Genomic DNA, 12,242 nt, shown 5'->3' on the forward strand with positions numbered 1-12,242 from the left:
TATGTCGCAATCAACGCCGATTGAGCCGGGTTTGAACAACAGCCGCGAGCAGACGCATTACGATCTCGATCGTTATCAGGTGGTGCCGCGCCGTTATTATGGCCGCATTACCGCGTCGGCGGTGATTCTGGTGCTGCTGGCGCTGCTGGTGAACGCCTTTGCCCACGGCAATATCGAATGGTCGTTTGTCGGCCAGTTCTTTACCGCTCAGGCGATTCTTAACGGCGTGGTCAACACGCTAATCATGTCGGTGCTGGCTATGGGGCTTGGCGTGCTGTTTGGCGTCATCACCGCCATCATGTACATGTCGCCCAATCCGGTGCTGCACTACATCGCCGTGGGCTATGCGTGGATTTTTCGCGGCACGCCGCTGATTCTGCAGCTGCTGCTGTGGTTTAACCTCGCGCTGGTGTTTCCCACCATCAGCATTCCCGGCGTGTTCAGCGTGCAAACCGTCACCATCATGACGCCGTTCCTCGCCGCGCTGCTCGGTTTGAGCATCAATCAGGGCGCGTACACCTCGGAAGTGGTGCGCGCGGGCTTGCTGTCGGTGGATACCGGACAGTACGAAGCGGCGAAAGCCATCGGCATGCCGCGTCTGCAGGCGTTGCATCGCATCATTCTGCCGCAGGCGATGCGCGTGATTCTGCCGCCGGTCGGCAACGAATTTATCAGCATGATCAAAACCACCAGTCTCGCCAGCATGATTCAGTACTCCGAACTGCTCTACAACACACAAACCATCTACTTCGCCAACGCGCGCGTAATGGAACTGCTGTTCGTGGCAGGCATTTGGTACCTGATTGTGGTCACGGTGTTGTCGTTTGGACAGAGCCGACTGGAACGTTATTTCTCACGCGGCCATCGTCAGCGTCAGTAATCAGGAGCCCAACATGAGAAACATCGTGCGCGCCGTCAAGGTGAACAAATATTTCGACCAGTTCCACGCCCTGAAGGATGTCAGCCTCGAAGTTAACTACGGCGAGGTGATGTGCATCCTCGGTCCATCTGGTTCCGGCAAAAGCACCTTTTTGCGCTGCATTAATCAGCTGGAGAAGGTCGATAAAGGCGGAATTTGGGTCGACAACGAGCTGGCGGGCTATCGCATCGCCGGTAACAAACTGCACGCGCTGAGCGACAAGCAGATTGCGCGTCAGCGCCTGCAAACCGGCATGGTATTCCAGCGCTTTAACCTGTTCCCACACAAAACTGCGCTGGAGAACATCATCGAAGGGCCGTGTCGCGTGCTGCTGCGTCCAAGGCGCGAAGCCAGCGAAGAAGCCATGGCGCTGCTCGATCGCGTCGGTCTGGCGCACAAAGCGCACGACTATCCGCAGTCGCTCTCCGGCGGCCAGCAGCAGCGCGTGGCGATTGCCCGCGCGTTAGCAATGAAACCCAAACTGATGCTGTTTGACGAACCCACTTCGGCGCTGGATCCGGAGATGGTGGGCGAAGTGCTGGCGGTGATGCGTCAGCTGGCAAAAGAGGGCACCACCATGCTGGTGGTCACGCACGAAATGGGCTTTGCCCGTGAGGTGGCCAATCAGGTGGTGTTTATGGACGAGGGACGCATTATCGAGCAGGGCGCACCGGAAGACATTCTGCTGAACCCGCAAAATCCACGGATGAAAAACTTTATTAACGCGATTCTTCTTTAACATTACCGGGGTGAATATGAAAAAGCTGTTATTGAGTGCCATCAGTGCCGCCGTTTTGCTGCAATCCTCTGCCTGGGCAGATATCGCCGTACCTGCTGCGATCAAAGAGAAAGGACTGACCGTGGCGATCATGCCGAACTATCCGCCAATGGATTTCAAAGATCCGGCCACTAACCAGCTGACCGGCGTGGATTACGATCTCGGCCAGGCGATTGGTGAAAAGCTCGGCGTGAAGATCAACTGGCAGGAGATCGCCTTCGAGCAGATGGTGAACGCGGTGGTGACCAAGCGCGTCGATCTGGTGATGTCCGGCATGACGGACACCAAAGAGCGCCAGCAGGTGGTTAACTTTATCGACTACTTCAAAACCGGCCCGCAGTTCTACACCCAATCCGCGCGCAGCGATATCAACAGCGCGATGGATCTGTGCGGCAAGAAAGTTGGCACCAGCCGTCGCACCACCTTCCCACTGGAAATTGCCAACTGGTCAAAAGCGCACTGTGAAGCGGCCGGTAAGCCGGCGATCATTGTGGTAGGCGCCGAAGGCACCGCCGATGCGCGTACTCAGCTGCGCCAGAACCGTCTGGATGGCGTGGTGCAGGGCAGCGAAACCCTGCCGTACATCATGGATCTGGAAAAGGGCAAATATAAGGCGCTGGATAAAGCCTTCTCCTTCCAGTACACCGGCATGGCGATTGGTAAAGATGCGGGCGAACTGACCACGGCGATTCAGGCGGCGATCGACGCGATGATTGCTGATGGCTCTTACCAGAAAATCCTCGGCAAATGGGGCCTGGCAGACAACGGCGTGGCGAAGGCTACCGTTAACCAGGGCTAAGGAGCGCGCAGATGCAACAACCGGGTGCAGTGCGCTGGCCGCAGGGTAAACGCGGCTGTATGGCGCTGGCGTTTGACCTCGACGGTCCCACCGGCGATGCCATGCTGAATGGCAGCCTGTGGTCAACGCCAGAGTATTTTACCTTTGGGGCCTACGGGCCGTACCGTGCGCTCGGGCGTCTGCTTGACCTGCTGCGCGCCTTCAATATTCCCGCCACTTTCTTTGTGCCGGCGTGGGTGGTGGAGCAGTGGCCGCAGCAGTGTCAGGCGATTATCGAACAGGGCCACGAAGTGGCCTATCACGGCTATCGCCACGAATCCTTCTGGGCGATTTCACCGGATGAACAGCGTGCGGTGATGGAGAAATCCGCTGAAATCTTTAAACAACATCTTGGCATCACCGCCTGCGGTTTTCGCACGCCGTCGGGCGACTGGCATGCCGAAACGCCACAAATCCTGCGCGATGCGGGCGTGATCTACTCCAGCAGCATGCGCGGCGACGATCGTCCTTACAGCATTCCGGTGGCGGGTCATACGCCGCTGGTGGAGATCCCCGGTAAATGGGAGATGGATGATTACGCCTCGCTGGCCTACACGCGCCAGCCCGATTTCCCCAAAGGCGGCGACCGCATCGCCAGCTATGCGCACACGCGCGATAACTGGCAGCGCGAGTTCGATGGCGCGATGGATGAAGGCTTGTGCCTCACCACGTTGTTCCACCCGAAAATCTCCGGCCAGCCGGGACGCATTTTGCTGCTCGAACAGCTGTTTGAACATATGACGGCGCGCGACGACGTGTGGTTCGCGCGCTGCGATGCAGTGGCGCAGTGGTATTTGCAGGAGCAACAGCATGACTGAACCTTCACGCTGGCCGCTGGGCTTCCAGTCGGCGGCGATCCTCACCATCGACTTCAACGACATTCACGGCATTCTCACTCAGGCGCCGGCGGTGGCGGGGCGCGATAAAACGCTATCGGTATGGCGCTACGGCACGCTGCGCGGCGTTGATCGCTTGCTGGCGCTGCTGGCGGAAAAACAGCTCAAAGCCAGTTGGTGTATGCCGGCGATTGTCGCCGAAGAGCAGCCGGAATTGGTGCAGCGTATGGTGGCCGACGGCCATGAAATTGCCTGCAGCGGCGATACCCATGAAGATTTCTCGCTGCTCACGCTGGAGCAACAAATTGCCAGCGTGACGCGCGGCTGCGACAAACTGGCGCAAATTACTGGGCGCAAAATTATCGGCTTCCGCACGCCCGCCGGGCAGTGGAAACCGGGATTGGCCGAGGCGCTGATAGAACGCGGTATTCGCTGGTCATCCAGCTGGCGCGGCGACGATTTGCCGTACTTCCATCCCGGCACGCGCCTGGTGGAACTGCCAATGCACTACACGCTGGAAGATGAGCCTTATTTCGCCTTCAACCTCAGCCCGGCGATTCCGCCAGGGCAATCGCGTATCGCGCCTTATGCGGAAACGCTGGCGAATATGACGCAGGATTTCCACGGCTTCCACCGCTTTGGTCTGTGCTACTTGCTGCGCCTGCATCCGGAAATTATTGGCACCGCCGGACGTATTGGCCTGCTGCGGGCGCTGCTCGACACGCTGCAACAGCACAACGTGTGGATCGCCACCGCTGAGCAGGCGGCGGCGCATTGGCAGACGCAGCCGGATAACGATGTCTCCCATCCGGCGGAAGTGTTTACTCGCATCATCGGAGGTGCGCATGGCGAGCACGCTTGATCAACTGGCGGCCTTTATCGCCGAGACGCGTTTTGCACAACTGCCTGCGCCGCTGGTGGAGCAGGCGAAACGTCATTTGCTTGATACGCTCGGTGCTTCGCTGGCGGGCTGCGACAGCCCGATTTGGCGCGAATGTCTGGCGCTGGTGCAGGCCGAAGGTGGACGCGAGCAGGCGCAGATTTGGGGCAGCGCGCAACAGGCCAATCCGCGCCAGGCGGCGTGGCTGAACGGCGTGGCGGCGCATATGTATGAACTCGACGACACTGGCGGCTGCGATCACTCCGGCGCAGTGGTGATCCCGTCGCTGCTGGCGGCTTTGCCACTGGCGACGCAGCCGGTGGACGGACAAGCGCTGCTGGTGGCGATGGTGATCGGCTATGACGTCGGCCGCCGCGTGTTAGAAGCCTGCGGCGGTTACTCGGCGCACAACGGCGCAGGCTGGCACTCTACCGCCAGCTGCGGCGTGTTTGGTGCGGCGGCGGCGGTGTGTTCACTGCTGCAGTTGGATCGCGCACAATGCGCGTCTGCGCTGGGCATAGCCGCCAGCTTTAGCGGCGGTTTGTGGGGCTTTATCCACGACGGCTCGCACACCAAAAAACTGCATGCCGCGCGCGCCGCAGAAGGTGGCGTGCAAGCCGCATTGCTGGCACAACGCGGTATCAGCGGTCCTTCTGAGGTGTTTGAACCGCGCTGGGGCGGCTTCCTGCAAACCTTAGCGGCAGATACTCAGCAGCCGCAGGCCTTAACGGCGGATCTCGGCGACGTGTGGAAACTGGCGCGCTGCTCGATCAAACCTTACGCTTCATGCCGTGGCACCCACGCGGCGATTGATGCGCTGGGAATAATGCTGCAACAGCATGATGTGCGCGCAGAGCAGATCGCGCGCATCGTGGTGGGCGTGAATCCGTTCCTGCTGGAGATGTGTGGCGGACGTGAGTTACACAGCCTGGCGGCGGCGCAGATGAGCCTGCCATATGCGCTGGCGGCACGTGCGCTTTACGGCTCGGCCGAGCTGGCGAGTTATGACGACGCCAAACGGCTGCATCCTGATGTGGAAGCGTTGCTGGCGCGTATTGAGCTGGTGATCGATGCGCAGCAGGGCCGCGACGACGAGCCGTGGGTGCGGCTGGAAACCGAGCAGGGCGCGCAGTGGCAGCAGCACGTGCCGGTGCCGTCAGGCGCGCCGACCAATCCGCTCACGCTGGATGCGCTGTTGGCGAAGTACCGCAGTTTGGCCGCGCGCGTGTTGCCGCTGGATCAGGTCGAACGGCTCGAGGCGGTGTGTCTGGAGCTGGATGAAGTGGCGGATGTAAGGGAAGTGGTGGGGTTGTTGGCGCTGAGGTAAAACCAGGTCGGCATGAATGCCGACCCTACAAAATCTATGCATTTCGGCGTAGGGTCGCCATTTATGGCGACCGCTATTAAACCCTGCCCGCCAACCCTTCAACCCGCGCCATCGCCGCCAGCTCACGCTCAGTCAGGTCGGCATGAATGCCGACCCTACAAAATCCACGCAATTTCGGCGTAGGGTCGCCATTAATGGCGACCGCTTTAAATCCTGCCCGCCAACCTCTTGATCCGCGCCATCGCCGCAAGCTCACGCTCAGTCAGGTCGGCATGAATGCCTACACTACAAAATCCGCACATTTCAGCGTAGGGTCGCCATTAATGGCGACCGCGATTAAACCCTGCCCGCCAAACCCTCGATCCGCGCCATCGCCGCCAGCAATCGCGCTTCGGTCACCGCTTCGGCCATGTTCTCCATATCCGGCGCATGCACCGATTCACGCACAATCAGCGCCAGCTCATGCTCATCCAGCTCGGCAATCTCGCTCAGCGTCAGCGGCACGCCGCAGTCGCGCGCCAGGCGCATCTCATCCAGCACTTCTTCATCGGCGCGGTTCTCCAGCGCCAGCAAACAGAGGTTGCCGAAGCCGACCAGCAAGCCATGACCAAACTCGCGAGTTTTATCGCAGAAGGTAAAACCTTCATAAATCGCGTGCGAAGCTGCCGCGTGTGCGCCGTTGCTCATCAGCGAGGTTAATCCTGCCCAGGTGAAAATCGCATCCAGCACTTGATCGAGCGACGCGCTGCTCTCACCGCGCAGCACTGCGGCGTAGGCCGCCGGGCCGTGTTCGGCAATCACGTCATAACAAATCTGGCTGTGCGCCAGTGACGAGAGCGCATTGCCGTCGCGTGCCGGATGGTGTGCGCTGACCGCACGGAATTCGTACCACTTCGCCAGCGTATCGCCCAGCCCGGCGGCCAGCCAGCGGGCGGGCGCTTTTGCCAGCAGCTCGCTGTCGATAATTACTGCTGCTGGTGCCTGCGGCAGTGGGAAGATATCGAAGAAATTGCCGTTGTCGTCATAACGAATACTCAGCGGCGTTACCGCTGAACAGGTGGCGGCAATGGTCGGCAGCGTCACCACCGGCAAGCCGAGCTGTGCGCCAACCGCTTTCACCGTATCCAGCGATTTACCACCGCCGACGCCAATCAGCACCTCGGCGTGCAGTTCGGTTGCCAGCGCCGCTAAACGGTTGATGTGATTGATCGAGGTTTCGCCGCCAAACCACTCCTGCGCCAGCAGCGTGACGTTGGCTGCCAGCAGCTGCGCGCGAACCTGCGCTTCAACCGCCTGCAACGCCTGATGGCCGCCAATCAGCAGCGCACGCTGGCCCAGTCCGGCGCAGATCGCGCCTAATTGATTGATCACGCCCGCACCGCGCAGCACGCGCGCCGGGAACACCAGATTCTGTTGTGTCATCACTTGTTCTCTGTGTAACGGACGCCGGGCAACACGCACAGCATCTCATAAAGGATATTGGCCGCCAGCTGTGAGGTCATGCCGCTGATGTCATACGGCGGCGAGACTTCTACCAGATCGCCGCCCACCAGATTGAGTCCACGGCAGCCGCGCACGATCTCCAGCCCTTGCATCGACGTCAAACCGCCCACTTCCGGCGTACCGGTGCCGGGCGCCCATGCGGGATCGAAGCTGTCGATGTCGTAAGAGAGATACACCGGACCGTTGCCGATACGCGCGCGCACCTCGGCCATCAGCGGCGTCATGGATCGATACCAGCACTGCTCGGCGGGCACCAGATGGAAGCCCTGATCGACGCCCCACTGAAAATCATCGGCGGCGTAGCCTTGCGCACGTTGCCCAATCTGCACCACGCGCTGGCAGTCAAGCAGGCCTTCTTCCACCGCGCGGCGGAACGTGGTGCCATGCGCGATCTTCTCGCCAAACATCTCGTCGTTGGTATCGGTGTGCGCATCAATGTGAATCAGCCCCATAGGCCCATGCTTCTTCGCCAGCGCGCGCAAAATCGGCAGCGTCAGCGTGTGATCGCCGCCTAGCGTTAACGGGATAATCGGCCAGGTATTCAGCTCGGTATAATAGTTTTCGATGATATCAACCGATTTCAGCAGGCTGTAAGTGTTGATCGGCACATCACCGAGATCGCCGACGCGCAGCGAATCAAAGGGCGCGGCGCCGGTGGCCATGTTGTACGGGCGGATCATCACTGAATCGGCGCGAATGGCGCGCGGGCCATAGCGCGTGCCGCTGCGCTGCGAAGTACCAATATCCAGCGGAATGCCGACGAACGCCACATCCAAATTGGCCGGTGTGTCAGCGGCGGGCAAACGCATCATGGTGCCGCGTCCGGCAAAACGGGGCATCTCGTTGCCGCCTTGCGGCTGGGGGAAATCGGTCATCACGCACTCCTTCAGTCAGGTGAAACCCATCATTACCCAGCACGCGCGCCGGAAAAATCCTTGACAGCAGATAATCACTTCAGAGATTACTTAACTTTAGTCAGCAATCACTGAAGGAAAATCGGTGCAGACGCTTCCCAACCTTAAACTGCTGCAGGTGTTCGCCAGCGTGGTGGAAAATCAGGGCTATTCGCGCGCGCAGCAGGCGCTGAACATGACCACGCCCGCCATCAGCGCCTACATGAGCGAGCTGGAAACTCAGCTCGGTTTTATCCTCTGTCAACGCGGACGCGGCGGCTTTACCCTGACCAGCAAAGGCGAGCAGTTTTATCGCTACAGTCAGGAGATGCTGGCGACGCTGGCGGGTTGGCAGGAGCAGGTGGAAACCTTGAAAAGCGCGCAGGGCGGCACTTTTTCGCTTGGCGTGGTGGACGCCACCGTCACCGACAGCACGCTGGATCTGCCCGCTGCCATCGCGCGTTTTAATCAGCGCTTTCCAGCGGTGTTTTTTAATCTGAGCGTGCGCGATCCCAATGAGTTGCAGCAGCAGTTGCTGGAGGATCGGCTCGATTTGGCGATTGGTCACTTCCCGCTGCGCGCCAGCAATCTGGTGACCATTCCACTGTATGAAGAGCAGCATTGGCTCTATTGCAGCCCGGAACATCCGCTGGCTGAAGGTCATCCGGATGTGCGCACCGTGCAGCAAACCGGCATGGTGACGCGGCGCTACTGGAATCAGCAGGAGCTGAACAAGCGCGGCTTCCGCCAGAGCAACGCATCGGTTGAGAGCATCGAAGCGCAGCTGACGCTGATTCTCTCCGGCCGCTTCATTGGCTATTTACCCGAACACTATGCGCGCAGCTGGGAACAGCAGGGCGCGCTGCGCCGTCTGCTGCCGCACCATTTCCACTTCCGCGCGCCTTTCTCTTTTGCGTTTCGCCGTGGGCGCGCGCGCGAAACCTTGATCCGCGCGATGCGTGAAATTCTGAATCCAGCGCGAAAAAATAGCAGCGAAAGCTGACGCTGCGCCAATACTGTGTAAAAATACAGGCCAATTCAGCAAACAGTAACGAAAATGGCCCTGACAGCAGCGATAAAAAGCCAGATTGCGCAATGGTATAAGGCGCTGCAGCAGCAGGTTCCTGACTTTATCCCGCGCGCGCCGCAGCGCCAGATGATTGCCGAAGTGGCGAAAAGTCTGGCCGGTGACGAAGGGCGTCATCTGGCGATTGAAGCGCCAACCGGCGTCGGCAAAACCCTCTCTTATTTGATTCCCGGCATTGCGGTGAGCCGCGCCGAGGAGAAGCGGTTGGTGATCAGCACCGCCAACGTGGCGTTGCAGGATCAGATCTTCACCAAGGATCTGCCGCTGCTGAAGAAAATCATCCCCGATCTTACTTTTACCGCCGCCTTTGGCCGTGGACGTTATGTCTGTCCGCGCAACCTTGCGGCGCTGGCGGCGACCGAAGATCAGCAGGGCGATTTGCTGCTCTATCTTGATGAAGAGGCGGTCACCGGCTCGAAAGAGGAGCAGAAATTCTGCGCCAAACTGGAGAAGCAGCTCAGCAGCTACCGCTGGGATGGCTTGCGCGATCACACCGATGTCAACATTGACGACAGCTTGTGGCAACGCCTCTCCACCGACAAAGCCAATTGCCTCGGCCATCACTGCCGCTGGTATCGTGAATGCCCGTTCTTTGTCGCGCGTCGAGAAATTGAGCAGGCGGATGTGGTGGTCGCCAACCATGCGCTGGTGATGGCGGCGATGGAGAATGAATCGGTGCTGCCACCGGCGAAAAACCTGATGCTGGTGCTGGACGAAGGCCATCATCTGCCGGAAGTGGCGCGCGATGCGCTGGAGATGAGCGCAGAGATCACGCCTGGCTGGAGCAGCTTACAACTCGATCTGTTTGTGCGGCTGGTGGAAACCATCATGGCGCAGTTCCGCCCGAAATCGCCGCCGCCGCTCACCAATCCAGAACGCCTGAAAAGCCACTGCGATGAAATGCGCGAGCTGCTGCAGATTCTCTGCGATGCGCTCAATCCGCTGCTGCCTGGCCATAATCAGCCGGGCGAGTTCCGCTTTGTGCTGGGCGAATTGCCGGAAGAGCTGCTGAGCCTGTGCGCGCGGCTGTTCAAATTGAGCGATGCGCTGCGTGGCCTGAGCGAAGGCCTGCTCAATGAGTTGGGCGATCAAACCGGTAAAGCTGACATCATGCGGCTGCATAAAGCGATTATTCAGCTCAATCGCCATTTTGGCTGGTTCGAATCAATCAGTAAATTGTGGCGGCTGGCGGCGATGGAGAAAGCCTCGAATGCGCCGGTGTCGAAGTGGATTACGCGTGAGATCCGTGAAGGCCAGGCGCATCTGCTGTTCCACTGCGCGGGCATTCGCGTGAGCGATCAGCTGGAAAAAATCCTGTGGCGTAAAATCCCGCATGTGGTGGTGACCTCCGCCACTTTGCGATCGCTTAACAGCTTCAACCGGCTACAAGAGATGTCGGGGTTGAGCGAGAAAGCCGGCGACCGCTTTGTGGCGCTGGATTCACCGTTTAACCATATCGATCAGGGCAAGCTGGTGATTCCGCAGATGCAGTTTGAGCCGCAGATGGCGCAGGAAGCGGAACACATTGCGGAGATGGCGCGCTTCTTCCGTCAGCAGATAGCCGAAGAGAAGCACAAAGGCGTGCTGGTGCTGTTCGCCAGCGGCCGCGCGATGCAGCAGTTTGTCGCGCACATTCCGGAGCTGCGTTTATCAATGCTGGTGCAAGGTGACCAGCCACGTTCGCGCCTCGTGGCGCTGCACCGGGAACGCGTTGAAGCTGGTAAAACCAGTATCCTGGTCGGGCTGCAATCGTTCGCCGAAGGGCTGGATCTGAAAGGCGATCTGCTGTCGCAGGTGCATATCCATAAAATCGCTTTTCCACCGGTGGACAGTCCGGTAATTTTGACCGAGGGCGAATGGCTGAAGAGCCTGAAACGTTATCCGTTCGAGGTGCAGAGCTTGCCGAGCGCCTCCTTTACCTTGATTCAACAGGTAGGACGTTTGATTCGCAGCCACAGCTGCTTTGGCGAAATTGTGATTTACGATCGCCGCCTGCTCAACAAAGCTTATGGCAGCCGACTGCTGGCCGCATTACCGGTGTTCCCGATTGAGCAACCGCCGATGCCGGAAGCCAGCAGTGACAAGCCGAAAAAAAGTCGCAGTAAGAAAATCTAACTTTGGCAGCCGCACGGCGGCGCGCCCTGGAAGCGGGAATGCCTGATGGAACTGAATAAAATCATTAAAGAGATTGGGCGCGGTAAAAATCACGCGCGCGATATCGATTTCGACACTGCGCAGGCGCTCTACAGCGCGATGCTGGCCGGTGAAGTGCCGGAGCTGGAATTGGGTGGCGTGCTGATTGCGCTGCGCATCAAGGGTGAAGGCGAAGAGGAGATGCGCGGTTTTTACCACGCGATGCAGCAGCAGATGATGCAGTTGCAGGCACCGGCTCATCGTCCGATGCCGATTGTTATCCCCAGCTACAACGGTGCGCGTCGTCAGGGCAATCTGACGCCGCTGCTGGCGCTGCTGCTGGTGAAACTTGGCTTCCCGGTGCTGCTGCACGGCGTTAGCGACGATCCCACGCGCATCACCACCGAAGCGGTGCTGGCGGCGCTGGACATCGCGCCCGTGACCTCCGCCGCACAGGCGCAGGCGAAGCTGGATAACGGCGAGCTGGCATTTATCACCATTGATCATCTGTGTGCGCCGATGGCGCAACAGCTGTCGCTGCGCTGGCGCATGGGCGTGCGTAACAGCGCGCATACGCTGGCGAAACTGGCGACGCCGTTTGCCGAACGCGCCGCGCTGCGCCTGGCCAGCGTCTCGCATCCGGAATATGTGCCGCGCGTGGGGAAATTCTTCCAGGATATCGATGCACCGGCAATTCTGCTCAACGGTACCGAAGGCGAGGTGTATGCCAATCCGCAGCGCTGCCCGGCGATTAACTACATTCGCGGTGCGGGTGCAGAAGCGGAAGTATGGGTTGAGCGCCAGCCGGAAGTGAGTGTGGAACTGCCGGAAAGCAAAAGCGCGCAGGATACCGCTGTGTGGATCAATCAGGTGTTAGTCGGGGAACGCGCGGTCCCACAGGCGCTGCGTTTGCAGCTGGCGTGTTGTTTGGTGGCGACCGGGGAATCTGCCAGCATGGCGGACGCGGAAGGGCGGTTAAAACAGGCGGGAATCTGAGTTCTGTCAGGCGCATCGCAAGGTTTTCGTAGGGTCGCCATTTATGGCGACC

11 protein-coding genes are annotated in these 12,242 nt (G+C 59.6%); 9 read left to right on the top strand and 2 right to left on the bottom strand.

Going from position 1 to position 12,242, the window contains the following annotated elements:
• The first annotated feature begins 1 nt into the window (after position 1).
• From VIJ98_RS06150 to VIJ98_RS06175, 6 genes are read left to right on the top strand one after another with little or no spacing between them, the layout of a single operon-like run.
• Entirely contained in the window at positions 2–880 is an 879-nt protein-coding gene (locus VIJ98_RS06150) for an amino acid ABC transporter permease (RefSeq protein WP_008102605.1), read from the top strand.
• Between the two features lie 13 nt (positions 881–893).
• Complete coding sequence (locus tag VIJ98_RS06155; RefSeq protein WP_008102604.1) at positions 894–1,658, top strand: amino acid ABC transporter ATP-binding protein; 765 nt, start codon at positions 894–896, stop codon at positions 1,656–1,658.
• Between the two features lie 16 nt (positions 1,659–1,674).
• Positions 1,675–2,496, top strand: coding sequence for an ABC transporter substrate-binding protein (locus VIJ98_RS06160; RefSeq protein ID WP_008102602.1), 822 nt, complete (start codon positions 1,675–1,677; stop codon positions 2,494–2,496).
• An 11-nt stretch (positions 2,497–2,507) separates the two neighbouring features.
• Positions 2,508–3,353, top strand: a complete 846-nt coding sequence (locus tag VIJ98_RS06165; RefSeq protein WP_323272774.1) for a polysaccharide deacetylase — start codon at positions 2,508–2,510, stop codon at positions 3,351–3,353.
• A complete protein-coding gene (locus VIJ98_RS06170) occupies positions 3,346–4,233 on the top strand; it encodes a polysaccharide deacetylase (protein ID WP_154153201.1) in 888 nt (295 codons plus the stop codon). The genes VIJ98_RS06165 and VIJ98_RS06170 overlap by 8 nt, the downstream gene beginning before the upstream one ends.
• The gene (locus VIJ98_RS06175) at positions 4,217–5,578 is read left to right on the top strand and encodes an MmgE/PrpD family protein (RefSeq protein ID WP_323272777.1); all 1,362 of its coding nucleotides are present in this window, start codon (positions 4,217–4,219) and stop codon (positions 5,576–5,578) included. The genes VIJ98_RS06170 and VIJ98_RS06175 overlap by 17 nt, the downstream gene beginning before the upstream one ends.
• 336 nt (positions 5,579–5,914) lie before the next feature.
• Here the strand turns inward: VIJ98_RS06175 and VIJ98_RS06180 are convergent, their stop codons facing one another.
• Complete coding sequence (locus tag VIJ98_RS06180; protein ID WP_323272779.1) at positions 5,915–7,000, bottom strand: iron-containing alcohol dehydrogenase family protein; 1,086 nt, start codon at positions 6,998–7,000, stop codon at positions 5,915–5,917.
• On the bottom strand, positions 7,000–7,956 hold the full coding sequence (gene speB, locus VIJ98_RS06185; RefSeq protein WP_407330293.1) for an agmatinase: 957 nt from the start codon (positions 7,954–7,956) through the stop codon (positions 7,000–7,002). The genes VIJ98_RS06180 and speB overlap by 1 nt, the downstream gene beginning before the upstream one ends.
• A 124-nt stretch (positions 7,957–8,080) precedes the next feature.
• On the opposite strand from speB, the gene VIJ98_RS06190 reads away from it, so the two are divergent.
• Genes VIJ98_RS06190 through ybiB form a run of 3 tightly spaced genes read left to right on the top strand, consistent with a single transcriptional unit; the run spans position 8,081 to position 12,190 of the window.
• Entirely contained in the window at positions 8,081–8,977 is an 897-nt protein-coding gene (locus tag VIJ98_RS06190; RefSeq protein WP_008102589.1) for a LysR family transcriptional regulator, read from the top strand.
• A gap of 54 nt (positions 8,978–9,031) precedes the next feature.
• The gene (gene dinG, locus VIJ98_RS06195; protein ID WP_323272783.1) at positions 9,032–11,176 is read left to right on the top strand and encodes an ATP-dependent DNA helicase DinG; all 2,145 of its coding nucleotides are present in this window, start codon (positions 9,032–9,034) and stop codon (positions 11,174–11,176) included.
• Positions 11,177–11,221: 45 nt separating this feature from the next.
• Complete coding sequence (gene ybiB, locus VIJ98_RS06200; protein ID WP_323272784.1) at positions 11,222–12,190, top strand: DNA-binding protein YbiB; 969 nt, start codon at positions 11,222–11,224, stop codon at positions 12,188–12,190.
• Positions 12,191–12,242: the final 52 nt, after the last annotated feature.

It is taken from the genome of Pantoea sp. S18, from assembly GCF_045689705.1.
Lineage (GTDB): Bacteria > Pseudomonadota > Gammaproteobacteria > Enterobacterales > Enterobacteriaceae > Pantoea > Pantoea symbiotica.

Bases quoted from the DNA above. Each gene is read 5' to 3' on its own strand.
- VIJ98_RS06150 (WP_008102605.1), top strand. From the start codon at position 2: ATGTCGCAATCAACGCCGATTGAGCCGGGTTTGAACAACAGCCGCGAG.
- VIJ98_RS06155 (WP_008102604.1), top strand. From the start codon at position 894: ATGAGAAACATCGTGCGCGCCGTCAAGGTGAACAAATATTTCGACCAG.
- VIJ98_RS06160 (WP_008102602.1), top strand. From the start codon at position 1,675: ATGAAAAAGCTGTTATTGAGTGCCATCAGTGCCGCCGTTTTGCTGCAA.
- VIJ98_RS06165 (WP_323272774.1), top strand. From the start codon at position 2,508: ATGCAACAACCGGGTGCAGTGCGCTGGCCGCAGGGTAAACGCGGCTGT.
- VIJ98_RS06170 (WP_154153201.1), top strand. From the start codon at position 3,346: ATGACTGAACCTTCACGCTGGCCGCTGGGCTTCCAGTCGGCGGCGATC.
- VIJ98_RS06175 (WP_323272777.1), top strand. From the start codon at position 4,217: ATGGCGAGCACGCTTGATCAACTGGCGGCCTTTATCGCCGAGACGCGT.
- VIJ98_RS06180 (WP_323272779.1), bottom strand. From the start codon at position 7,000: ATGACACAACAGAATCTGGTGTTCCCGGCGCGCGTGCTGCGCGGTGCG.
- speB (WP_407330293.1), bottom strand. From the start codon at position 7,956: ATGACCGATTTCCCCCAGCCGCAAGGCGGCAACGAGATGCCCCGTTTT.
- dinG (WP_323272783.1), top strand. From the start codon at position 9,032: ATGGCCCTGACAGCAGCGATAAAAAGCCAGATTGCGCAATGGTATAAG.
- ybiB (WP_323272784.1), top strand. From the start codon at position 11,222: ATGGAACTGAATAAAATCATTAAAGAGATTGGGCGCGGTAAAAATCAC.